General features: G+C 48.4%; 23 protein-coding genes and 1 pseudogene. 14 read left to right on the top strand and 10 right to left on the bottom strand.

Annotated features, from left to right (window positions below):
* Window positions 1-344 precede the first annotated feature (344 nt).
* The 3 genes from NDA02_RS25630 to NDA02_RS25640 all read right to left on the bottom strand — a co-directional run bounded on the left by NDA02_RS25630 (window position 345) and on the right by NDA02_RS25640 (window position 3,292).
* Window positions 345-1,349: an SDR family oxidoreductase gene (locus tag NDA02_RS25630; RefSeq protein ID WP_190793322.1), complete on the bottom strand. Its 1,005-nt coding sequence runs from the start codon at window positions 1,347-1,349 to the stop codon at window positions 345-347.
* A gap of 122 nt (window positions 1,350-1,471) precedes the next feature.
* Window positions 1,472-2,296 carry an alpha/beta hydrolase gene (locus NDA02_RS25635; RefSeq protein WP_190793321.1) on the bottom strand — a complete coding sequence of 275 codons (825 nt, stop codon included), beginning with the start codon at window positions 2,294-2,296 and terminating at the stop codon, window positions 1,472-1,474.
* A 117-nt stretch (window positions 2,297-2,413) separates the two neighbouring features.
* Window positions 2,414-3,292, bottom strand: coding sequence for an NmrA/HSCARG family protein (locus tag NDA02_RS25640; RefSeq protein WP_190793320.1), 879 nt, complete (start codon window positions 3,290-3,292; stop codon window positions 2,414-2,416).
* 274 nt (window positions 3,293-3,566) lie between these two features.
* Between NDA02_RS25640 and NDA02_RS25645 the strand changes: the two genes are divergently transcribed.
* Complete coding sequence (locus NDA02_RS25645; protein ID WP_190793319.1) at window positions 3,567-7,277, top strand: NB-ARC domain-containing protein; 3,711 nt, start codon at window positions 3,567-3,569, stop codon at window positions 7,275-7,277.
* A gap of 225 nt (window positions 7,278-7,502) precedes the next feature.
* Here NDA02_RS25645 and NDA02_RS25650 read toward each other — a convergent pair whose 3' ends face one another.
* On the bottom strand, window positions 7,503-8,330 hold the full coding sequence (locus tag NDA02_RS25650) for an oxidoreductase (protein WP_190793318.1): 828 nt from the start codon (window positions 8,328-8,330) through the stop codon (window positions 7,503-7,505).
* A gap of 219 nt (window positions 8,331-8,549) precedes the next feature.
* Between NDA02_RS25650 and NDA02_RS25655 the strand changes: the two genes are divergently transcribed.
* A complete protein-coding gene (locus NDA02_RS25655) occupies window positions 8,550-9,470 on the top strand; it encodes an AraC family transcriptional regulator (protein WP_190792167.1) in 921 nt (306 codons plus the stop codon).
* Between the two features lie 143 nt (window positions 9,471-9,613).
* On the opposite strand, the gene NDA02_RS25660 is transcribed toward NDA02_RS25655, so the two are convergent.
* On the bottom strand, window positions 9,614-9,751 hold the full coding sequence (locus NDA02_RS25660; RefSeq protein ID WP_348249402.1) for a helix-turn-helix domain-containing protein: 138 nt from the start codon (window positions 9,749-9,751) through the stop codon (window positions 9,614-9,616).
* A 3-nt stretch (window positions 9,752-9,754) separates the two neighbouring features.
* On the bottom strand, window positions 9,755-10,162 hold the full coding sequence (locus NDA02_RS25665; protein WP_190792166.1) for a recombinase family protein: 408 nt from the start codon (window positions 10,160-10,162) through the stop codon (window positions 9,755-9,757).
* Between the two features lie 284 nt (window positions 10,163-10,446).
* Between NDA02_RS25665 and NDA02_RS25670 the strand changes: the two genes are divergently transcribed.
* From NDA02_RS25670 to NDA02_RS25680, 3 genes are all read left to right on the top strand, one after another.
* Window positions 10,447-10,641, top strand: coding sequence for a heavy-metal-associated domain-containing protein (locus NDA02_RS25670; protein ID WP_190792165.1), 195 nt, complete (start codon window positions 10,447-10,449; stop codon window positions 10,639-10,641).
* Window positions 10,642-10,650: 9 nt separating this feature from the next.
* Window positions 10,651-12,909, top strand: a complete 2,259-nt coding sequence (locus NDA02_RS25675; protein ID WP_190792164.1) for a heavy metal translocating P-type ATPase — start codon at window positions 10,651-10,653, stop codon at window positions 12,907-12,909.
* Window positions 12,910-13,093: 184 nt separating this feature from the next.
* Window positions 13,094-14,017: a cupredoxin domain-containing protein gene (locus tag NDA02_RS25680; RefSeq protein ID WP_190792163.1), complete on the top strand. Its 924-nt coding sequence runs from the start codon at window positions 13,094-13,096 to the stop codon at window positions 14,015-14,017.
* 33 nt (window positions 14,018-14,050) lie between these two features.
* Here the strand turns inward: NDA02_RS25680 and NDA02_RS25685 are convergent, their stop codons facing one another.
* Window positions 14,051-14,551 carry a MarR family transcriptional regulator gene (locus NDA02_RS25685; RefSeq protein ID WP_190792162.1) on the bottom strand — a complete coding sequence of 167 codons (501 nt, stop codon included), beginning with the start codon at window positions 14,549-14,551 and terminating at the stop codon, window positions 14,051-14,053.
* 156 nt (window positions 14,552-14,707) lie between these two features.
* Between NDA02_RS25685 and NDA02_RS25690 the strand changes: the two genes are divergently transcribed.
* The 9 genes from NDA02_RS25690 (at window position 14,708) to NDA02_RS25730 (ending at window position 20,823) form a co-directional block, all read left to right on the top strand.
* Window positions 14,708-15,196 (top strand): DMT family transporter, encoded by a 489-nt coding sequence (locus NDA02_RS25690; protein WP_190792161.1) that lies wholly within the window; start codon window positions 14,708-14,710, stop codon window positions 15,194-15,196.
* A 17-nt stretch (window positions 15,197-15,213) separates the two neighbouring features.
* Complete coding sequence (locus NDA02_RS25695; protein WP_190792160.1) at window positions 15,214-15,675, top strand: DMT family transporter; 462 nt, start codon at window positions 15,214-15,216, stop codon at window positions 15,673-15,675.
* 50 nt (window positions 15,676-15,725) lie between these two features.
* Window positions 15,726-16,349, top strand: a complete 624-nt coding sequence (locus NDA02_RS25700) for an NAD(P)H-dependent oxidoreductase (protein ID WP_190792159.1) — start codon at window positions 15,726-15,728, stop codon at window positions 16,347-16,349.
* Window positions 16,350-16,382: 33 nt separating this feature from the next.
* A complete protein-coding gene (locus NDA02_RS25705; RefSeq protein ID WP_190792158.1) occupies window positions 16,383-16,562 on the top strand; it encodes a hypothetical protein in 180 nt (59 codons plus the stop codon).
* A 52-nt stretch (window positions 16,563-16,614) separates the two neighbouring features.
* Window positions 16,615-17,136: a DUF1349 domain-containing protein gene (locus NDA02_RS25710; RefSeq protein ID WP_190792157.1), complete on the top strand. Its 522-nt coding sequence runs from the start codon at window positions 16,615-16,617 to the stop codon at window positions 17,134-17,136.
* A 233-nt stretch (window positions 17,137-17,369) separates the two neighbouring features.
* On the top strand, window positions 17,370-17,783 hold the full coding sequence (locus tag NDA02_RS25715; RefSeq protein WP_190792156.1) for a MerR family DNA-binding protein: 414 nt from the start codon (window positions 17,370-17,372) through the stop codon (window positions 17,781-17,783).
* Window positions 17,784-18,181: 398 nt separating this feature from the next.
* Window positions 18,182-18,991, top strand: a complete 810-nt coding sequence (locus tag NDA02_RS25720; RefSeq protein ID WP_242067354.1) for a hypothetical protein — start codon at window positions 18,182-18,184, stop codon at window positions 18,989-18,991.
* A gap of 249 nt (window positions 18,992-19,240) precedes the next feature.
* On the top strand, window positions 19,241-19,378 hold the full coding sequence (locus NDA02_RS25725; protein WP_190792154.1) for a hypothetical protein: 138 nt from the start codon (window positions 19,241-19,243) through the stop codon (window positions 19,376-19,378).
* Window positions 19,379-20,004: 626 nt separating this feature from the next.
* A complete protein-coding gene (locus NDA02_RS25730; RefSeq protein WP_190792153.1) occupies window positions 20,005-20,823 on the top strand; it encodes an SDR family NAD(P)-dependent oxidoreductase in 819 nt (272 codons plus the stop codon).
* A 124-nt stretch (window positions 20,824-20,947) separates the two neighbouring features.
* Here NDA02_RS25730 and NDA02_RS25735 read toward each other — a convergent pair.
* The 3 genes and pseudogenes from NDA02_RS25735 to NDA02_RS25745 all read right to left on the bottom strand — a co-directional run bounded on the left by NDA02_RS25735 (window position 20,948) and on the right by NDA02_RS25745 (window position 23,432).
* Window positions 20,948-22,027: pseudogene (locus NDA02_RS25735) on the bottom strand (PDDEXK nuclease domain-containing protein).
* Window positions 22,028-22,081: 54 nt separating this feature from the next.
* Window positions 22,082-22,681, bottom strand: a complete 600-nt coding sequence (locus NDA02_RS25740; RefSeq protein WP_190792152.1) for a hypothetical protein — start codon at window positions 22,679-22,681, stop codon at window positions 22,082-22,084.
* Entirely contained in the window at window positions 22,650-23,432 is a 783-nt protein-coding gene (locus NDA02_RS25745; protein ID WP_190792151.1) for an AAA family ATPase, read from the bottom strand. The genes NDA02_RS25740 and NDA02_RS25745 overlap by 32 nt, the downstream gene beginning before the upstream one ends.
* Window positions 23,433-24,027 lie beyond the last annotated feature (595 nt).

Genomic DNA, 24,027 nt, shown 5'->3' on the forward strand with positions numbered 1-24,027 from the left:
CGATTCAAGCCAGTTAAAGCGCGCAGCAAGCGGTCTTGTGTCAGCACCCGTTCAATATCCAGCATTTGCTTATCCCATTTCTGCCTTCTATTCTTGCTTATTTCCCGACAAGTCTAATATACTCGCCAATCTTAACTGTGTAGGCTTCTTGAAGTATGCCTTCAAGCCCCATCGATCTGTAATCTTTCACAATTGTTCTCTCCAAAATACTGTTTGCGTCGAGTTGAAAGTAAGAGGAAATTAAAACTTGCTATTGGATTAAGTTAGGCAATCGCAACCGCATGCACTAACGTAAAATCAACCGTCACGCCATGCTTGGTTGCGACACCATAACAACACGGTCTTTATCCTGAAATGCCTCCCAGCATGGCAATCAATCCGCTGGTAGCAACTACTGTGATCGCGCTCCATTTGATAGGTGGATTGCGATCGAGCCAATCCGTGAAGCTGGGTACGCTCAACTTGCCAAAGTCGCCCTCTACAACGTCGTAACCAGAGAGTGGGCCATATAGGTTGTCAGGTGCATCTGGTGATTTTGGCTCACCGGACAGTTGAGCAGTAAAGCCAACCTGAAGAAATAAGCGATCGACAATTGCCGGGGCAATGCGTTGCAGCATCTCTAATACTCGCCCCATATCACCTACAACAAAGTCGCGAGTAGGATGCTCAGCCACATATAAAATGGCATCGGCAACGGTGCTGGGTTTGTTGTAGGGCGGTAATCCAGCCGGCTCTACGCCCATCTTTGTCCGAATTTTATTGAAGATGGGTGTATTCGTGATAGCGGGCATCACATTCGTGACGCTGATCGGCTGTTTTTGGTGCTGCAATTCAATTCGCAGGGAGTCTAAAAAGCCTGCTATGCCATGCTTGGAAGCTGCATAGGGACTTTGCAAGGGAAACGGCACCCTCGCCGCTAACGAGGAAACATGAATGAGCGCGCCGCCGCCTTGTTTGAGGTGTGGTAAAGCCACCATTGCGCCATAGGCCTGTCCATTCAGGTTCACATCGAGAACTCTTCTAAATTCTTCCGGTGTGACTTGGTCAAACGGTGCAACAACGCTGGTTCCAGAGACATGTACCCAGGTATCAAGTCGTCCGTAAGTGGCAATGGCCTGATCGGCGATCGCTTTCACCTGTTCAAACTCGCTGACATCAGCAATGACGGCGATCGCGTCTCCACCTAGCTCTTTAATCTGATTCACCAACGTTGCCAACCCAGACTCGCTACGAGCAGCAACAACAACTTTTGCGCCTTTTTTAGCAAACCGCAGGGCTGTCTCCCTGCCAATTCCGCTAGAAGCGCCAACGATGGCGACTACTTGCTGATTGATTGGCTTTAATTTCATGGGTTCTACTCCTAAAATTGAATCTCTTTGAATACAGTCCCCAGTACTTGCAGCGAATCATTGCTGATGCTTACACCGGGGTTTATCCCTCTAAGAACGATGTCTCACCTCAACGTCCGGTGTCAGTCCTTGAGGAACGATAGAAGGTCGTTGTTGAGTTGTTCTTTGTGCGTATCGGTTAAACCGTGGGGTGCGCCGGGATAGATTTTCAGGGTGGAATGCTTCACCAGCTTGGCGGCAGCGATCGCAGCGGCTCCAATTGGTACAATCTGGTCATCATCACCGTGGAGGATGAGGGTGGGCACGTCGAACTTTTTCAGATCTTCAGTGAAATCGGTTTCAGAAAAGGCCTTGATGCTGTCGAAAGCGTTCTTGTGTCCTGCCTGCATGCCCTGGAGCCAGAACCAGTCGATCATGCCCTGGGAGACCTTGGCCCCAGGACGATTAAATCCAAAGAAGGGGCCGCTAGCCAGGTCGCGATAGAGCTGCGAGCGATCGACGATGGAGCCCGCCCGCAGACCGTCGAACACCTCGATGGGCAAGCCATCGGGATTGGCCTCTGTTTTCACCATGAGCGGGGGTACCGCTGAGATCAGCGCTGCTTTAGCAACTCGGCTGGTGCCATGGCGGCCAATGTAGCGGGCTACTTCGCCGCCGCCGGTCGAAAAGCCAATCAGCGTGGCATCGGTGAGGTCTAGCGTTTCAATCAGCGTCGCGAGGTCGTCAGCATAGGTATCCATCTCGTTGCCGTTCCAGGGCTGACTTGAGCGTCCATGGCCGCGACGATCATGAGCGATCGCCCGAAACCCGTGGTCTGCTAGAAACAGCATTTGAGCTTCCCAGCTATCAGAATTCAGAGGCCATCCGTGGCTAAAGACAACGGGTTTTCCTGTACCCCAATCTTTGTAGTAAATCTGTGTGCCATCTTGCGTCGTGATCGTGCTCATGGGATTTCTCCTAAATTGGTATGGGTTAGGTTCAAAGGAACGAAGGTGCTGACTCAACAGTTACCTTGTTGTTCTCGGTCTTTAAGCGATTTCAAAGGATCATTGACCCGACATCGGCTACGCTTCTGGCTGGTTCTGCCAATCGTGGTCGCGCAAATAAGATTCAAAGTCGGTCTGTGCAGAAAAATTACGCTTCAACTGGGTTAAATCTGCCCCGTAGCCAACGTTCTCAAACCAGCGATACATAATGGTCAGTTCCTCTCCAATTTGCTGCTCAAACGTCTCAAACGGGATTTGTTGGTATTGGACGGGTTTGCCTAAAACACGGCTGAACGCAGCAGCGACTTCCGGCATGGTCATGTCCACACTGGCAAGTTCAATTTCGCCCTTCATGAAGTCTGCGGGGTGATCGAATACATCAGCGACCATCTCCCCATAATCTTCTTCAGAAAGCTGCTGCAACTTCGTTTCAGGACTCAATGGCTGAAAGAGCGTTCCGGTCTCAACCATCGAGCGCAGCATGTTGTAGTTGTAGAAGAAGAAAACGGGCCGCAGGATTGTGTAAGGCAACTCGCTGGCTCGAATGTATTCTTCGACTTGAAACTTGCTGTCAAAATGCGGAACACCTGTGTTGCGTTCGGCGCTACCCACCGAACTGTAGACGAAATGCTGGATGTTCGCCGCTTTCGCTGCGTCTGCAACCGCTTTGCCCTGACGGATTTCGGTGTCTAAGCCATCTTGAAAGATCTGTAGTGAAAAAACACCGTAGGCACCTTGCAAAGCGCGATCGAGGGAATCGCGATCGTTGAGATCTCCGACCACGAGTTCTGCGCCTGCTTGTTGGAGGGCTTGAGCTGCAGGCTTGTTGGAGTCACGCACCAAGGCGCGAACCTTGAAATTGCCGCGTTGCAAAAGATGACGGGCGATCGCACTGCCCTGATTGCCTGTAGCGCCGGTGACTAAGATAAGCCGTTCTGTATGGGTTGACTGTGTCATAGCTGTTTCCTCACTGTCCTTTGTAGAAGGGGATAGGAAGAGAGCTTGGTGCCCTCTGTTGGTCCTATTGTTCAACGTGGGCCCAATTCAGAACACTCAAGTTCTCTGCGTTAAGCACTGAGATAAGCTGAGGCAGTGCTTCTATACCTAAAGGCAGATATTTGATCAAAGTTGCCCTGGAACACACGCTAAGTATCTGAAACTTGATACCCTCGCAGGGCAACCGCACTCCGCTTAGAAGGTTTACTCCTTTTAACCCTTGGCTGTCTAAACCATGGATAAGACCCAAAAACCCAGACGCAGTAGAGCCCCCTCTGCACGGGCGAGGGGAGTCGTTCTGTCACCCCATGGATGGCAACGGTTTCAAGCGGCAAAGCAGCAGGTAGAGTCGGAGGAAAACTGGGGTAAGCGGCTTACCCAGGAAGATCTGAATGAACGCACTGGGTTATCTCTCAACACCCTGGCCCGTATTCTGAAGCGTGAACTGGGGGTCGATCGCCAGTCGTTAGAAATTCTCTTCCAATCCTTTGGACTGGAATTATTAAAGACCGATCATGTTTCTCCGATCGCATCGGTGGAAGCGTTGTCTAGTCAGCCAGCGAACCCTCAGCAAAACTGGGATAGCGCTGTCGATGCTTCTGTGTTTTATGGTCGTGAAACCGAGCTGGCGCAGCTGTGGCAGTGGATGGTGGTAGACCGCTGCCGCGTGGTTGGACTGCTTGGAATTGGAGGAATTGGCAAAAGCACGATCGCCGTCAAAGCAGCCCTGCAGATGCAGTCTGAATTTGATGTGATCGTGTGGCGATCGCTTGCCAATGCCCCTTCCTTCGATGACCTGCTAACCAGCCTGCTGAAATTTTTGATGCCGCTTCAAGGAGACGATCCTGTCATTCCTACAACGGTGGACGGAAAGTTGTCGAAGGTGATGGAGTATCTGCGATCGCAGCGGTGTCTGTTGATTTTGGATAATGCTGAAACCATTTTGCACAGTGAGCAGGTGGGTCAGTGGAGATCGGGCTATGAGGCTTATGGACAGTTTTTAAGAACGCTGGGAGAAACGCCCCATCAAAGCTGCTGCTTGCTGACTAGTCGCGAAAAGCCACGGGAAATTGCCATGTTGGAGGGCAAACAGAGCGTAGTGCGATCACTTTCTCTCAGCGGACTCACGCCCGATGATGGACGCGCCATTTTTCAGCAAAAAGGAGCGTTTACAGGTTCACAAGCCGAGTGGCACACCTTGGTCAATCACTATGGCGGCAATCCTCTGGCGCTGAAGTTGGTTGCAGCTGCTACGCAAGATTTGTTCGACGGCAGTGTTGCAGAGGTTCTAACCTATCTTGAGCAGGGCGTTTTTGTCTTTGAAGACATCCGCGATCTGCTCGATCGCCAATTCAATCGCCTATTGGCAGAGGAACAGAAAATTCTCTACTGGTTTGCCATTCATCGAGAGCCGGTGGCGATCGCAGAGATTCGTGAAAACATTATCGGTGCAGCCTTACAACAAACCGTTCCCCAACAAGTAAATTCACTGCTCCGGCGGTCGCTGCTCGAAAAAACGGATGGATTATTTTTCTTGCAGCCCGTTGTGATGGAATATGTCACAGAACGGTTGATACAACAGGTCTGTACAGAATTTACAACCCGACAGCTTGATGTATGGCAAAGTCATTCATTGATTCGAGTACAGGCGAAAGACTATATCCGAGAAATGCAACTGCGATTAATTTTGCAGCCTGTAATGGAATGGCTTTTATCGGCTTACCGAAATGTGTCAGAAGTTGAAAATAGAGCAAGGTTACTTCTCGCACAACAACGATCAGAATATGGAGCAGGATATGCGGCCGGGAACTTAATAAATCTGCTGGTGCAGCTCAAAGTAGATTTGCAGGGTTCCGATTTTTCTGAACTCGTAGTGCGGCAAGCCGACCTGCGGCAGATTAATTTGGTAGGGGTCAATTTTCAAAATTCTGATTTAGCAACATCCCTGTTTTCGGAGACCTTGGGGGTGCCAACATCGGTTGATATTAGCCCAGATGGTCAAGTTTTTGCCGTGGGCGATATCAACGGTTTTGTGTATTTGTGGAATGTTGCATCCAATCAACTCATTGCAACATTTGAAGGACATCGCGGTGGAGTTTGGGCTGTTGCATTTAGTCCCGATGGCACGACACTGGCGAGTGGCGGTAATGATGCGACTGTACGGTTGTGGAATGTGCAAAGTGGTCAGTGTTTGTGGATTTCGACAGGGCATACGAGTCGAATTTGGTCTTTAAGCTTTAGCGCTAATCGTCAATGGTTAGCCAGTGGTAGTGATGATCAAACCGCAAGAGTGTGGAATTTACAGGGTGACTGCTTGCACGTTTTGAAAGGACACACCAAAAACGTTTATTCCGTTCACTTCTCACCCAACCATCCAATTCTAGCCAGTGGCAGTAAGGATACCTCGATTCGGATTTGGGATGTTGAGACTGGAAAATGCCTAAATGTGCTGCAAGGGCATTCTTCCGGTATTCGCTGCGTGCGCTACAGCCCGGATGGTCAACGATTGGCAAGTGGCGGCCTTGATGGCTGCATTCAACTATGGATTCATCCGCCTAATTCTAAAACTCATTCATTTAATCCTGAATTATCGCTGCGGGGGCATACCAATTGGGTTCGGAACATTGTATTTAGTCCAAAGAGCGACACTTTAGACTGGGTTCGGAATATTGTATTTAGTCCAGAGAGCGACACTTTAGTAAGCAGCAGTGATGATGGCACCCTTCGGCTTTGGAATGTCCAAGACGGATACTGTACGAATATTCTGGGCGAACAGACGGTATCTGCTCTGGCGCTTGCTATCAGTGCCGATGGTCAGGTCTTGATCAGCGCCAACCAGGATCGAACCGTGCGGCTGTGGCAGATGCCGAGTGGGCAAAGCCTCAAAACGTTAAGCGGTTATACCTATGGAGAACACGCCTTAATTTTTAGTCCTGTCACAGTTACAGCAGCTCAGAATCAGAATGATTTTGCCTCAGCGGGAACTGGATCACCGAATCAACTGCTTGCCAGTAGTAGTAGTCAAACGGGAATGATTCATTTATGGCAATGGCAGGTTGATAGAGAACTACTCAGTTCGCCTCCCTACAAAACCCTGTACAGAGAAAACAGCCTAATTTCAAATTTAAGCTTTAGCCCGGATGGTCAAACCATCGCCACCAACGGGGAAGATGGCTCCATTTTTGTATGGGATGTGCAAACAGGACAGGGCGATCGCTGGATTGCTCATGATGCTCCTGTGTTAGCGGTGCTGTTTAACCCCGTTGGGCAAACCCTGGCAAGCAGCAGCCGTGACCGAACAGTACGTCTGTGGGATGTGCAAACTCACCAATGCTTACACGTGCTACAGGGTCATCAGAGCAGCATGCGGGCGATCGCCTTTGATCCCCGAGGTCGAACTCTAGCAAGTGGCAGCTATGACCAAACGATTCGGCTATGGGACGTGCAGACCGGGGAGTGCCTACGGGTGATAGAAGGACACAAGGGCGGGGTTTACGCGCTAGCCTTTCATCCAACCGAGCCGATTCTAGTAAGCGGCAGCTTTGACCAGACGGTTCGATTGTGGGATGTGCAAAGCGGAGCCTGTCTAAGGACATTACAGGGGCATACCAGCATCGCGTTTACCATTGCTATTAGCCCTGATGGTCAAACTATTGCCAGTGGCAGTGATGACCAAACCGTTCGCCTCTGGAATTTGAAGACGGGGGAATGCCTTCATGTGATGGGTGGGCAAGCCAGTTGGATTGCATCGGTTGTCTTCAGCCCCGACGGTCAAATTTTATTAAGTGGGAGCTTCGATCGCACGATGAAACTGTGGGATGTTGCTACAGGGCGCTGTATCAAAACGGTGAAAGGCGATCGCCTTTATGAAGGTATGAATATTCAAGGTGCAAAGGGGTTGACGACTGCTCAACAATCGATATTAAAAGCATTAGGAGCAATTTAATTTCGCGGTGAAGCGGTTGTTTACGGTACTACCGTTTTGACAGTATGGTGCTTTTCTACCCTGCGGTTGCAGCATATTCTATGAGTTTGGTAACAGCATCTCGATGAGAAACCATCACAACTTAGTTTCTAAAGGATGTGCCTCAAGTTCTCTATAGGACGTAATGCTGCCACCGAGAACTTGAAGCATTCATTCGCGATTCTTCCTTTACCCTACTGCGTGCCTTTATCTGTAATCCGTAGATTCAGCCAGTGCACGCCATTGTGTTGTTTCTTGCTCAACGTAGGCGTTTTTCTGGGCAATGGCTCGAAGGGTGTCGGTCCCGAGCGGCAACCGTAGGGGTGGCGTATCAGCATTGGCGAGCTGCAGCATCGCTTGGGCTAGCTTGGTGGGGTCTCCCGGTTGTTGATAGCTCAGCTCAGAGGCGATTTTACGAACTTTACCAACCGTCTCCGCGTAATCCGGAATCTCTGCTGTGCGCTGGAGCGAGCTGCCATCAAGGAAATTGGTCCGGAAGTATCCCGGCTCGACTACAGTGGCATGGATGCCCAGAGGCGCTAATTCATCATGCAGCGCTTCGGTAATGCCTTCAACCGCAAACTTGGTTGAGGAGTAGACGCCCCACCCCGGAGTAGAGCGGTAGCCCCCAATCGACGAGAGGTTAATAATGTGTCCAGAGCGGCGCTGACGCATACTGGGCAATACCGCACGGGTCATATTCAACAGCCCGAAGACGTTAGTGCGATAGACCCGCTCAACTTCTTCTGCACTGGTTTCTTCGACACCGCCGAGGATACCGAATCCGGCATTGTTGACTAACACATCGATTTGCCCAAAGCGATCGAGCGCTGCTGCCACGGCCGCTTGCACCTGAGCCTCGTCAGTCACATCCAGGCTAAGGGTCAACACATTCGGATTTGACTCAAATTGTTGTAAATCAGTCTTTTTACGAGAAGTTGCAATGAGTTGATCTCCTGCTGCCAAAACGGCTTTCGCGATTTCGGCTCCAATTCCCCGAGAAGCACCGGTAACCAACCAAGTTTTCTGAGTCATTTTTCTATCTCCTTTATTGCCTTATCCTTTCATTGCCTTTCTGGCATGAATTCATAATAGGGCTTGGGCAAAAGGGTCTAAATACATAAACTTTGCAGGTTCTTGCCTAATTTTCTCAGCCAGCAAGGTGGTGCTCAAAAATTTTCTCTATAATAGGTACAGCAAAACGATGAGAGGAATGTCTCACGATACGCCGTTAAGCATTGACGAGGACTGGGTATGGCAGATGAAGCCCTAAAGCGCAAGACGACGATTGATGCTTGTCAAGCACTAGCGGAATTAGTGAACCGCCACACGGATGGCAAAGGAAACGGTACCCATGCAACGGCGATCCCGCAGTTAGAATTCATGCGGGAATCTACAGCTTCTACTGCACTTCGCGCGGTGTATGAACCAACGCTTTGCATTATTGTTCAGGGTCAAAAAGAAACCCTACTAGGTCAAGAAACTTATCACTATGGTGCGGCTCAATATCTTGTAGTCACAGTCGATCTGCCGCTGAGTGGATATATTGTCGAAGCGACACCGGATAAGCCGTATCTCTGCTTTAAGTTAAGCCTGGATGCGACCCAGCTTTGGGAGATTATCGACCAACTTCAGCGTAGTCCAGATAAGAAAGAAAGTTCAGTGAGAGGCTTATTCGTGAGCGATGTAAATGCCCCGTTGATTGAATGTGCCACCCGCCTCGCACGACTGCTGGATACGCCCGAGGATATTCCATTCCTGGCACCGATGATGATTCGCGAACTCTACTATCGTCTTTTGATGAGCGAGCAGAACGAAGCGGTTTGGCAGATTGCGACCTCCGGCAGCCATATGCAGCGCATTGCAGCGGTGATTAACCAGATCAAAGCTGAGTTTACAAAACCATTGAGCATGGATGATTTGGCAAAGCAAGCGAGGATGTCTTCTGCAACATTTCATCGGCACTTTAAGGCAGTGACCTCGATGAGTCCGTTGCAATATCAGAAGCAGTTGAGGCTATTGGAAGCCCGGCGGTTGATGCTGACTGAGAATGCGGATGCAACCCAGGCGGCGTATCAAGTGGGTTACGAGAGTCCTTCTCAGTTCAGTCGCGAATACTCCCGCATGTTTGGCACGCCACCGATGAAGGATGTTGAGCGGTTACGAGTTGCCTGAGGATTGGTGGAGCTGCAAAGTCTTTTACAACCGCTGATCAAGAACGTTACCACCTCTATGATTGCCGAAAATGAGTTAGTTTAGCAGTTTATCTAATCCCGACCTTGGTGGAATAAGCGTTTGAATATACTACACCCGATCGCTCAAGGGTTATTTTCGGCAATGTTGCTCATTTCGGGACTGATGTAGCGGTAGTAGGTCGGACGACTAATTCCAAGATGTTCACAAATTGACGTGACCGATCGCTTCGGGTCTGCTGCCAGCGATCGTCTAATCTCAATCTCTTATGCAGTCAACTTTTGCTGTCGTCCCCCTTTCCTGCCTCTGGCTCTTGCCGCTTGTAGCCCTGCTTGAGTTCGTTCCCGAATTAAATTCCGCTCAAACTCCGCCAGCGCCCCAAACATATGAAAACACCGTTTCATGAGGAACGGGAGGGATTGGCTCAAACGCGAGGGACATGGCAATTCACCCTGAGCAATATAAAGATTTGCTTCTAAAATAGCTGATGTGATCCCAATTGAGGTTCGCCAACAGTATCCGGCCCTTTGTTTTACACTCCCAACTGTCATATCACTCCTCAGTACTTCGTCAACGAAATCAAGAGCAGAGAAGGCGATTACGTTATCAAAATAGGTCAATTGAAAGCTATTTCTTCTTATTCTTCTTATCTTTTTTCTTGCTTTTTCCATCATCAGAATGATCAAGCTGTAGTTTTTCAGTTACAGCTTGTTTATTACAAGTTGTAATAGTGGTAGAGAAAAATAAAATCAGGATGAAATTTATGGTCTTTCAAAAGGTATAAATCTTAGTTCGTCTGTGAGAGGACATGCGCTTTACGTCATCTATGACAAGCAATCCACAAATTGAACTTAATTTGTTTTCAAGGCGGACTAGCCAAAGTTGCTATTACCCTCTTGACTCTCCAGTGGGCTAGACACTGGAACATGGAGTCATAGCGAATTCAGAGGTTCCAATCATGACTTTTCAACTCACGGTTCTCAACATGGCTTGCTCAGCTTGCAGCGACACAATTACTCAAACCGTGAAGGCGATCGACCCTGCTGCTACGGTTCAAGCTGACACCAAAACTAAACAGGTCAATATTGAAACACAAGCCACCGAGACAGCTATTAAACAAGCTATCACCGCTGCTGGCTATACCGTCGCATAGGAGGTTTACATGGAAAACGCAACCTTAAAACTGAGAGGGATGAGTTGTGCCTCCTGTGCCAACAACATTGAGGAAGCAATTCGTTCTGTTCCTGGGGTTGAAGCGTGCAATGTCAATTTTGGAGCGGAACAGGCAGCCGTCTCCTACGATCCAAGCAAAACAGATGTTGCTGCAATCCAGGAAGCGGTTGATGAAGCAGGTTATTCGGCTCTCCCCATCCAAGATGATGTGCTTGCTCCTGAAGATGATGCTGAACGGCGTGAACGCCAAGCGGAAAACCAAAAGCTAACCCGTCGAGTCTGGGTTAGCGGTGTGATCAGTGCGGTCTTGGTGATTGGTTCGCTGCCTGCCATGACGGGCTTACCAATTCCCTTCATCCCCATGTGGCTGCACGATCCCTGGTTCCAGCTTGTGCTAACGGCTCCAGTCCTATTTTGGGCAGGCAGTGGGTTCTTTATCAATGCCTGGAAAGCATTGAAACGACATACTGCCACGATGGATACTCTGGTTGCCGTTGGTACAGGCACTGCCTATCTATATTCCCTATTTCCCACTTTCAATCCCCAGTGGTTCATTACTCAGGCACTTCGACCTAATGTGTACTTTGAAGCGGCTGCGGTCATCATTGCTTTGCTCCTGCTCGGACGATTGCTAGAGAACCGGGCAAAAGGACAAACCTCAGAAGCGATTCGGAAGCTCATGGGATTACAGGCGAAGACCGCACGAGTGATTCGCAATGGTCGAGAAGTGGATGTTCCGATCGCTGAAGTAGTTCTCGGAGATATCGTCCTTGTTCGCCCTGGTGAAAAAATTCCGGTCGATGGCGAAATTGTAGAAGGTTCCTCGACGATCGATGAGGCAATGGTGACGGGTGAGAGCCTACCTGTGAAGAAGCATCCTGGCGATGAAGTGATCGGAGCCACCATCAATAGGACGGGAAGCTTTCAGTTCCGGGCAACACGAGTGGGCAAAGATACGTTTCTCGCCCAAATTGTAAAACTGGTGCAGCAAGCTCAAGGTTCAAAAGCTCCGATTCAACGCCTTGCTGACCAGGTCACGGGATGGTTTGTGCCTGCGGTGATTGCGATCGCCATTCTCACCTTCATTCTCTGGTTCAATATTATGGGCAACGTGACAATGGCGTTGATTACAACCGTTGGTGTACTGATCATTGCTTGTCCTTGTGCCCTCGGTCTTGCTACACCCACCTCAATTATGGTTGGCACGGGCAAAGGGGCGGAAAATGGCATTCTGATCAAAGGGGCGGAAAGCCTTGAGTTAGCACACAAGCTGCAAACAATCGTTCTGGATAAAACAGGCACGATTACTCAAGGCAAACCTACCACCACAGATTACGTCACGGTTAATGGTACAGCCAACAGTAATGAACTTAAGTTGTTGCAATTAGCTGCATCAGTTGAACGAAACTCTGAACATCCTCTAGCAGAAGCTGTGGTGCAATATGCTCAATCTCAAGGGGTTGAGGTAGCAGACGTACAAGAGTTTGAAGCAATTGCCGGAAGTGGCGTACAGGGCTATGTTTCTGACCGTTGGATTCAAATTGGTACTCACCGTTGGATGAATGAGTTAGGAGTTGATACCAGCGCATTGCAGCAACAGTGGGATAAGTTGGAATCTCTAGGCAAGACGGTGATCTGGATTGCGGTGGATGGAAAAGTTGAAGGCATTATGGGCATTGCCGATGCAGTCAAACCCTCCTCTGTGACTGCGATTGGCACCCTGCAAAAAATGGGCTTAGAGGTAGTGATGCTCACGGGTGACAACCAGCGGACTGCGAATGTCATTGCCCGTGAGGTCGGAATCCAACGAGTCTTTGCCGAAGTTCGTCCGGATCAAAAAGCAGCAACCGTTGAAACGATTCAGTCTGAAGGCAAGATAGTTGCAATGGTAGGGGATGGCATTAATGATGCCCCTGCTCTGGCTCAAGCCGATGTGGGAATTGCGATCGGAACTGGAACGGATGTGGCGATCGCAGCTAGTGACATCACGCTTATCTCTGGTGACTTACAAGGCATCCTGACTGCAATTCAATTAAGCCGTGCCACGATTCGCAACATCAAACAAAACCTGTTCTTCGCCTTCATTTACAACGTGGCTGGCATCCCGATCGCCGCAGGGATTCTTTACCCAGTTTTTGGTTGGTTACTCAGTCCAATTATTGCGGGTGCAGCAATGGCATTTAGTTCAGTGTCTGTCGTAACGAATGCTTTGCGATTGCGGAACTTCAAACCCGTTGGAAACCGATAGGTGACGATCGGTAATCGGCGAGAAATTCAACGATTGCCAGTTACCGATCACTAACCTCCAACTACGCAACTCAGGAGATAACCATGCTCAAACACATCACATTCTTCAGCACATTAGCAGGCTTTGGTTTTTTATTAGGCGTTCTTTCAGGAACGATCGTAGAAGCAATTTAGGAGGTATTCAAATGATTAAGCAATCAGCAATTTTGGGCGGTATTGCAACTCTGAGCGTGGTACTGGGAACAACCTCTGGTGCAGCTATCGCCCAAATGTCTCACGAAGAGATGCAGACTAGAGAACAGCTTGGAGAGTTTCAACGCATTGACCAACCGCTGTGGGTGAAAGGAACTGTGACTGCCGGGGGGTTAGGGTTAATTGGGTTAGAACTTTGGTGGTTTCTGCTAAGCAAGCCAAAATCGCGTAAAGCCGCGACCCAAGGTGGCGTTCAGGAAATTACCGTTACTGTTGATGGTGGTTACGAACCGAGCCAAATTGTTGTGCAAGCAGGACAACCTGTACGATTAAACTTCGATCGCAAAGATCCCAGCAGTTGCTTAGAGGAAGTCCGGCTCCCTGATTTCCGAATCGCTCAAGATCTACCACTCAATCAGGTGACAGCGATCGAATTCACGTCTGACAAACCCGGTAGATACGAGTTCACTTGTGGCATGAATATGTTCCGAGGTGTGGTGGAAGTACAGTCTAGAGAGCCAGTTGCTGCTGCCCCAATTACCTCGGTTTCTACACTAACTCATCACCCTGAAAGCTCAGCAGATTCTACATCTAGTGTTGCAGCTACTCTAACTCCAGCAGGCGTTCAAGAGGCTAAAGTTACTGTTGCTAGGGGTTATCAACCCAAGCGAGTCATCGTTGAAGCGGGACATCCTGTTCGTTTGCAATTCGATCGCCAAAATTCCAGCAGTTGCTATGACCAGTTGTTAATTCCAGATTTTGCGATCGCCGTTGACTTTGAGCCTGAAACCACGACGGTTGAGTTTATACCGGAGCAACCTGGCGAATATGAGTTTATGTGTGGCATGAAGATGAATCGCGGGGTGATTGAAGTTCATGCGCCTCAACACTCTAATCCTGAGAAGGCAGTCGCTTAAGTTTGGCACAAACAAGCAGAAAGTAAGAGTGTGTCACCTGCTATTCGTGTCAAATACCAACAAAAACTGACGCAACAATTTCGTCAACATTTGAGCCTCCATCTTCGTAAACTGCTCTAGAAATTGTTTTTCTCGTCCAAACAGAACAGGCATGACGGTATCCGTCAGTTCAATTCCTTTGGAAGTCAGTTGCACACTGACACTGCGCCGATCTTCTGGATCACGAATGCGAACGACAACCCCATCTTGTTCTAGGCGATCGATTCGGTTAGTCATCGCCCCTGATGAAAGCATCAGCAGTTCATAGAGATCGGTTGGTTTGAGTTGATAGGGTGGTCCCTGTCGTCTCAGCGTCGCCAACATATCAAACGACCAGACGTTTAACCCATATTCCGCCAGGACGGATTCTCGGTGCTTTTCCAGTAAACGAGCAATCCGCATGACTCGCCCTGTCACTGCAAGAGCAGAGACATCTAGCTGCGGAGACTCGCGTTGCCATTGCTCCAAAATATCATCAATGCGATCGTGTTTCATGAGGTTACTATATCTTGATATCGAGATTCTTGACTTTTATCTTTACCTCAATTATCTTGATATCAAGATAAAAAATGAGTTCCAAATCTTCTGCTCGTTAACGCTCTAGATTTCAGGATCTCCCTCGCTGCAATTCACTCACCCCCTGTTTCAGTTATGAGCTTCTTACCGCTGTTGCGATCGCGGAGCCTCTGGTTTCGCTGTCAAATTTGCCTGTATCTTTTGTTGTCGCTGTTAAGTGGCGTTTTGCTACCGATTCAAGCCAGCATGAATGCACAGTTAGCGCGATCGCTGACTTCTGCTCCTTTGGCTGCTAGCGTTTCTTACCTGGTTGGCTTCTTGGCATTAGCTATTTTGCTGCTCACGCAACGGTTTGATCATCCTGATTGGTTTGCGTTACCGAAAGCACCTCATTGGAGTTTGGCTGGAGGTGTTTTCGGGGCCTGGTACATTGCCTCCAGTGCTTATTTCATCTCTACGCTAGGCACAACATTAACGCTGGGATTTGTTGTGTTTGGACAGGCGATCGCAGGCATTATTGCCGATCATTCTGGTTGGTTGGGACTACCTCGGCATCGCCTAACTCGCTATCGTCGCGTTGCAGTTGGTCTGTTAATGGTCGCGATTTTCTTTTTGGCGCAGTAATTCATTCCTTGTGCATTATGGATATTTTGTTAGCAATCGTTGGTGCAGGTTCAGCGGGTAGTTTTTTAGCGATCGGGTCGGCTGCGAATGCTCGCCTAAAGCAAACGTTACACTCTCCGATTGCTGCTACTGCAATTAACTTTCTAGTTGGGTTCAGCATCTTAACGCTCTTGATTGCATCAGGACTTTTCAAATTGCCCAATCTGCAACAGTTCGCTAACGTTCCCTGGTGGGCGTTTTTAGGTGGATTGCTAGGCGCTACGTTTGTCAGCTTAAGTACATTAACCGTCCCAAAACTCGGCTTAACGACAGCAACCTTAGCGGTGGTCTGTAGTCAAATGATTATGTCTCTTGTCATTGATCAGTTTGGTTGGTTTGGTGTTCCAACTCATCCGCTCAATTTCTCTAGAGTCTTTGCCATTGCTTTGTTGATTATAGCGATCGCTCTAACTCAGCTCGATCGTCAGCATTCTAATTAGATCCGATTCACACCATTTTTGTACTTAGTCAACCTTATCGAAGAATTGCCATGCAACTGTTAGAAGTTCAGTCTAGTGTTCGTCAAGAGCGATCTGTTTCTCGTACTCTTCTTTCCAAGTTCATTTACCAGTGGCAGTCTTTTCATCCTGAAGCTCAGCACCAACTGCGAGATTTAGGACAACAACCGCCTGCTCTGATCACCTCTGACTGGGTTGCAGCCAATCTGACCCCATTGCCAGACCAAACGGAAGAGACAAAGGCATTGTTGGTAGAATCAGATACCTTGATTGCTGAACTGTTTGAAGCCGATTGCATTGTGCTTGGGGTTCCCATGTATAACTTCGGAATTCCTGCAAATCTAAAAGCCTACTTTGACAATATTATTCGCGTGGGTCGTACCGTGGAGTACAACCGTGACACCGCAACCTTTAATGGTTTACTAACCGGAAAGAAAGCTCTCATTATCAGTTCTCGTACTGGCAGCTACGCTCCCGGAACGCCAGCAGGCGCAATGGATTTTTGTGTGCCCTACCTACAGTTCATCTTGAATTTTTTGGGCATTCAGGATGTGGAATACGTCGAAGTTCCCTATCAAGGAATGGGGGGCGAGATGCAGCAACAAGCAACTGAGACAGCGATCGCTCGTTTGATGGAGTTAGCCAAGACTTGGTAATGGATAGCCCAAACCGTTTTCAGGAGTGAGCCAATGAACAACCTGCTTTTTCAAACTCAACCATGGCAGCCTGCTTTGCATCTACAAGGCGATCGCAGAATTCTCGCAATGCTGTTAGTTCAGCTAGAAGAAATAGAAGAACAAAGCGATAGTTTGAAACAGGTTCGTACAGCCTTGCTGGATAGAATCACCAGTATTCAGGAAAGTCAGTGATGAAAATTTTTGGCAACCCTAAACAATCATACATATACACTGGAGGTATTCCATGCAATGGCTCAATGAACCGACTGAATGGTTCCATTCAAGTAATAGGCTGATCGTTAAAACCTCTCCCAAAACGGACTTTTGGCGTACAACTCACTATGGCTTCATTCGCGACTCAGGTCACTTTTACTTCGATACCTTTAGCACTGATTTTGTAATGGAGGTTGGCATTCATGGGAACTACAAAAATCTCTATGATCAGGCTGGAATCATGCTCCGGGTTGACGAAAAACATTGGATAAAAACTGGTATTGAGTTTGTCGATGAAGTGCAAAATCTGAGCGCTGTCGTTACCCACGGCTATTCCGACTGGTCTATGATTCCGCTACTCAACCCGCCCGAAGTCCTACACCTGCGAGTCGAACGTCGCCGGGAAGCCATTCACATCTCTTACCGAGATGACACTTTAGAATATAGACTGTTTAGGTTGACCTATCTACCCAGCGATAAGATTCAAGCGGGCATCATGTGCGCTTCCCCCGATGGCGATGGTTTTGAAGCTTCTTTTGAGGGCTTTCCATAATAGCAAAGTGTGTTCAAGCGTCCAACATGGGGGAACAAGCAGCAACCTGAAGTTAAGAGAGGCATCGAACGCTAGAGCAAAACGAGAACTAGGGTTTCAACCGCGATCTCTCCAATGGCTTTCTGCTGCTGTTCTTCCTCATTAAAATCCTTGAACAGATTAGCATCAATAGAGCTTGACTCTCTAGCTAGCTGGAGAGTTTAGGATAAAACTATTGCATTGGTGAGGTTGTTATGTTAGCTCAAGAAACCTTGAAACGAATTGGTTTAGTAGCGAAAGAGGGTGGGCTGCCGATCAAAACCATTCGCTATTACGACGAGTTGGGATTGCTCAAGACGTTTGGCAGAACAGAGGGCAACTACCGATTATTCAACTCAGATGTATTTGGTCGTTTACGGTTTATCAAGCGCGCCCAGGGGTTAGGTTTAAGCCTGTTAGAGATTAAAGAGTTTCTAGAGGTGCATGATCAAGGGGATTTACCGTGTGATCAGATCAAAGTAAAATTAGAAGACAAGCTTTCCCAGATCGAGCAGCAGATTCAACAATTACAGATTCTCAAACAGGAATTAAATGGGCTTCTATCCAATTGGGAGGCCCTGCCCGAACATCCTGAAGAAACAATTTGTCCGATTATTGAACGAGTTTAGAATAGACCCTTACTTCTGATAAAAGTACCAGTCCATGAGGTTTTTCATAGAACCCATGGACTGTTTTCTGTTGAATTTGAATTGTGGTTGATAAGCAAGCTTGATTCAGCAGTCAGGAAATTCTTGACTGGGGGCTTGACTCTCCAGCCAGCTAGAGATTCTAGGATAACGACAAGAGTAAAAAGCGGTGAGTGCAACATTATCAACACGACTCAACAGTTTCCATTGTCATTTATTAAAGAGAATCTTTACTCTCTATTACTCCTCACAATATTCCTTTTATCAAATTACAGCTGGAGTCAAGAATGAATCGCATAGCAACTGCGAGCGCTATCGTCGCGACTTTATCAATTGTTCAAGGTTGTACACAACTCGCTCAAGTCAAGGAGGAACCTACTATGACAACGACAACTCACCCAAATGCGGCTCACGCAGAAGAAACGAATCACAGCCATTCCACAACTTACACCGCAAGTCATGGTGAGCATGGCGATGGTCATGCAAACACTTCTGCATCAACTCAAGCAAAACTTACAACAACTGGTGTAATTACTCCTAATATTCCTACCATCCTTCAGATTAATGTACAGGATGAGAACGGAGAAGCGATTGCTCAATTCGACCAGTTTCAAGAGAAGATGATGCACTTGATCGCTGTCAGCGACGATCTGCAAGTCTTTCAGCATCTTCATCCTGTGTACAAAGGTAATGGACAATTTGAGGTTGAAGCACAGTTTCCTCAGTCCGGCGGCTACACACTGTTCAGCGATTACCAACCTACAGGACAGCCAGAACAGGTTTCTGTATTAAAAACCCGTGTTGCTGGAGACGATACTTCTGTTGCTCAAGTCAATTGGAGCCGTACCAAAACCTTTAATGAAACTATTGTTGGTTTTGCTTCAACTCAAGCAACGCTCCGAGCAGGGGAAGAGGTTGTTCTACGGTTTCACCTGCAAGATGCAACTAGTCATCAACCCATCACTGATTTACAACCTTATCTCGGTGAAAAGGGGCATCTAGTGATTCTGCGTCAGTCTCCTGCATTAACGCGAGAAAACTACATTCATGCTCATGCCGTGCAGAATACACCAGCAAACCAAATTCACTTTGCCACTCAATTTCCTCAGCCCGGAAGGTACAAACTGTGGGGACAGTTTAACCGTAATAGCGAAATTATTACGGCTGATTTTTGGGTAGAGGTTATTTAGTAGAACCCAAAAAGCTGATTGTCTCCTTGGCACCGTAGCCTAGCCACTAGCAGGAAATGGTTTGGGCTGAAATTTCATCCTGATTTTATACTTACCTGCAATACTGCTTCTCAGCTTTTGTTCAGTTCTAGACTTGCCCCGTTATCCTTGCCCAAGAATTGCCGATGGCTCTCACTCTCAAACGTTTTAGAACACTACCCCTTATTCCTTGGGTCTTGCGCCAGCAACATTGAACGCTCCGGCAACGCTGTGTATTCTCTGCCTTTCCGGTCTGCCGTAAAAATTCATCGATCTGCCAATGGCGTAAGTCAGGCGGTTCCGATCGCCGGGGTTCCTCCTTCTTTCCACCCTCGATGGGTACGATCACGATCGGCAGAACAGGGCTAGTGGGGAAGTCAGGCATGGTCGATCGTCTAGTTGAGTGGATTTCAGGTAGAGATAAATACGCTTTTTGGGTTCTTACGCACTTTGGGTAAATTGCAATGTGGAGGCGCGTTGAAACCTCGAAGCTTTGTTGTGAAACCAGCGATCGCCCCTGCTTTTTACCAAAAATGAGTAAGAGCCGTTCTGATTTGAAACTCGACGCATGCTCTGAAGTTTGGGCAATCTCCACGAGGTTAGAAGGAGCGATCTGCCTTTGGCGGCTGCGCGGAGCGGTCGCCCCTGCTTGCAAACTGGAAAATTCTGAGAGCTTTTATAGCGAAACATCACAATTTGAGCTTTTTGTTAATAAACATTGCAGCAACTTGATCCCTTTGTTAGCGTGTGCAAGTCGAATGATCACTGGTTGATTCTTGCATCTAGGAGTTATGTCTTATGCTTTACATCCTGGACTCTAACCCCATTCCCTGAATCCCAGAAGTACACTGTGGAACGACAAGGCAGTATAGATGTGAATCGATCTAGCTCGCCGTAGCTCAATTTTCCGTAAAGACTTCCTCAGCTTTTTTACACCCTCTATTCGTTCAGCAAAGGCTGAGGACTCCCTAAATCTCAGCGTCGGAGGCTTTCACATGAATATTCAAGGAAAGACCGTTCTTGTTACGGGCGCTTCTCGTGGCATTGGACGTGAGATCGCCCTAGAGTTTGCCAAACAAGGCGCACAGCGAATCATTTTAGTGGCAAGGACTCATTCACGCCTAATTGAAGTCGCAGCAGAAATCGCAGATCTCGGTGCCGAAGCTGTTCCGCTCGCGTTGGATTTAACGCAGCCTGTTGAGGTGAGCATCAAGATCGCTCAAACTTGGCGAGATTATGGACCCGTTCATCTGCTTGTCAACTGTGCTGGAGTTGCTTATCAAGCCCCCTTTTTGCAGTCTCAACTGCCGCATATTCAAGAAGAGATGGCAATTAACTTGATGGGGATGTACACGATGACTCGACTGATCGCCCGACGGATGGCTGTGCAGCGCCAAGGAACGATCGTCAATGTGTCCAGCCTGATGGGGAAGATTGCCGCTCCAACGATGGCAACCTACTCGGCAACGAAGTTTGCAATTTTGGGGTTTACTCAAGCTCTGCGGAGTGAGCTATCGGCTCACAATATCCGGGTGATTGCCCTTCTGCCTTCTCTAACGGATACGGACATGGTAAAGAACTTTCAGTGGTTTCGATGGGTAGTGCCGACCACTCCCCAAAAAGTGGCTCACTCCCTTGTGGTGGGACTGCAAAAGGACTCGACAGAGATTGTGGTGGGATGGCAAAGCCATCTTGCCGTGTGGGGAAACCGTTTTGCTCCTTGTCTAATGGAGAAGATTTCAAAGTTAGCGGCTCCCTTGTCTGAAGAGCGTCACCTCGAAAGGCTCAGAGAAGTTGGAGCTAACTCACGCTAGAGTAGTCTGCTAAAACAGGGGCTAGCGAGGAGTGAGACTAGCCCCCAAAAACAAGCAGCTTGATCCACATCATCTGCGATCGCTATAACTTATGAATTGTTCGGCAGTAGGGATGAGTAGAAGGTTATTCGCTGTCCCCTAGCTCCTCAACTTCTACGTTGATGCCGTCCTCAATCTCCACATTCAAAATATTGAGCTGCGTCTCTAACTCCTCGATCGTCGGCAGCTCCCCTTGCAGCGTCTCTGGCAGCACGTCTCGCAGCAGGTAGGTTGAAACCCCGATCGGTTTATTTACGTCGCGCAGGGCATACTTCACGATCGTCTTGTCCTAGGTCTTGCAGAGGATGATCCCGATTGTCGGGTTGTCCTGGGGGCTACGAAGGATTTCATCGATCGCACTCACATAGAAATTCATCTTGCCGCTGAACTCTGGCGTAAACTCAACAGTCTTTAGGTCAACAACCACAAAGCAATGCAGCCGGAAGTGATAGAACAAGAGGTCGATCCTAAAGTCCTTGCCACTGACTTGGATCGGAAACTGACTGCCGATGAACGCAAATCCCATCCCCAACTCCAGCAGGAATTCGCGGATGTGTGACACCAGGGCATTTTCGAGATCCCGCTCCTGCGCCTGCTTACCCAGGTTGAGAAAGTCGAAGTTATACGGGTCGCGCAAGACCTGCTGCGCCAGGTCTGACTGAGACTGAGACAGAGTTGCCTTGAAATTGGTTAATGCCTCGCCCTGGTGCTGGTAGCTGCCGCGATCGATCTGATGGATCAATGTAGCCCGGCTCCACCCCCTTTTAATAGTTTGTTCGACGTACCACATCCGCGCGTCTGGGTCTTTAACCCTATCGAGTAGGGTGCAGTTATGGAACCAGGGAATTTGTCCAGCAGATTGCTGGACTATTTGCTCATCTGGGTAAGCCTCAGCGAATGCCCTCATATACAGAAGGTTGGTGCGAGATAGACCCTTCATTTCTGGGAATGCCGCCTTTAAGTCCTTCGCCAACTTAGTAATGACCTTCGCACCCCAGCCCTGCTGCTGCTGACGGACCAAAATCTCGCGTCCAATGTGCCAGTAAAGTAGCACTAATTCTCGATTCACCGATACAGCAGCACGTACCTGAGCCGATCGTATCCGCTCCTTTAAGTCCCGCAGGAAGCGTTCGTATTCACTTCCACCCTTGAAAAGTTCAGCCATTGCCTAAAGTAGTAATCCATTCAGTACCAAACCTTCATCCGCACAAGGGAAACCCTACGCCTCGCGCTGCTGCTGTCGCTCTTGCAGTGTAGTAATGAGGCTGGCACGATCGCTGAGAGCTTGGGTCAAAATCCGGGCGATCGCCTCTTCGACAATCACTTCTTTATAGGGAGCGTTCGCCTTCCCCAGTTCAAGCTGAAGCTGAAGGTGAAAGGTATCTAGCTGTTGAAGAACAGCATCGCTAATCTGGAATGTTGCCTTGCGAATGGTTGGCTTGCTAGCTGGTTGACTTGTTGGCTGGTTGACTTCTTTAGGATCAGGTGCAGGAATAGGAGCAGATGGTTCCTCTGGCTTTACAGCAACCTGACTGGATGACTTTACAGCTTTCTGACTTGTTGATTGGTTAACTTCTTCGGCAATCGGCTTCTCAACTTCCTGAATTTTTGACTTGTTGACTTGATGACTTGTAGGGTTCTCAACTTCCTGACTTACTAGCTTGCTTTCTTGCTGACCAACACCGCTAGCATCTACCTGACTTTCTGGCTGGTTAACAAGTTGACTTGTCTTCTTGCTATGTCGTTCAAACCCTGCCAACACTCGATCGGTTGGCGAAAGCGGGTCGTTATCGCTTAACCTTGCTCTTCTTTGCGCCATTGCTCTGAACTTCCATGATTGTGTTAGCGATCGTCTGGTAAGGTTTCACCAGTTTGGAATCATCGGCGTAGGTATGAATTGGCTCCCCAGCAACATTGGATTCTGGGAACTTAACAGACTTGGGAACTGGGTCGAATATAGGAATGTCCTTCAGTCGACCCTTGAGTGAAGTCAGCACATCCTGAGTCATGATGGTATTCCGCTCCGCCATCGTCGGCAGGACTCCCAGGATCTTTAGGTCTGGGTTAAGTCGCTTTTGGACACTTTGAATCGTTTCCAACAGAGCAGCCAAACCTTTGAGGGCAAAAAACTGACACTGCACTGGAATTAAAACAGCGTCCGCTGCTGCTAGAGCATTGACCGTCAGTAGCCCTAAGCTCGGTGGGCAGTCAATCAGGATATGGTCAAACTGACTCTCGATCGGCTCCAGCACTTCCTTCAGCAAAAAGAAGTTTCCGATCTTAGACATCAGCTCTGGCTCAGCACTGGCAAGGGAAATATCAGAGGGAAGTAGAGTCAAGCCCGATCGTGTAGGAACTAGCACTTCCTTTGCAGAAGAACGTTCTGTAATCACGTTGTAGGTGGTGAGCTGACCTTCTGTCACTTCAACCCCCAGCCCGGTTGTCAGGTTCCCTTGTGGGTCAAAGTCGATCGCGAGGCAAGAGCAGCTTTTAATCAGCACTCCCCCTAGGCAAATCACAGAAGTCGTCTTCGCTACGCCCCCTTTTTGGTTAGCGACGGCAATTTTCATCAAGCCTTGCCTCCAACTTGTTTGCAGGTTAGCAACCTATAAATACAACAAGTCAGGATGTATAGCAAGTCAGCTTTATGTAAGTATGACAAGTCAACAAGTCAGGAATAGAGCAATCTAACAAGTCAAGATGGTTAGAGGTAAAGGCAGCAGAGCCTTTCAGGTATAGAATTGGAGAACTGTGCTGCCATGCTCAGCTGCTACTCGTCCGATTCGCTGTCGTCTCCGTGCAGTAAATCGGTTGCTTTGCCCCGCCCGTGCCCTCGACCTAGACCTAGACCACGATCCTGTACTCAAGCAGTCTCTTAAAGAACTTAAGGATTAGCTGCCTAATTCCAGGGAGGATTGGGATCAGTTCAAGCAATGGTGGCGGACCAATTACGCAGCTTGTCTGAACTAGCTAAGAGGAATCATGGCTGAACATCGCGATATCGGGCATGACTGGCAGTTTAGTAATGCCTAGAGAAAATAACCTTCAACTGGTTGCGGGTTTTGCTCTCTGGGTGAATTTGTCTGGAAGCCTCTATCTGCTTCAACTTTCATCGACTCAAGCTAAAGTGACACAAGCCTTTTTAGCTGGATGAGAATTGGAGGA

It is taken from the genome of Leptolyngbya sp. ST-U4, assembly GCF_039962215.1.
Taxonomy (GTDB): domain Bacteria; phylum Cyanobacteriota; class Cyanobacteriia; order Elainellales; family Elainellaceae; genus Leptolyngbya_A.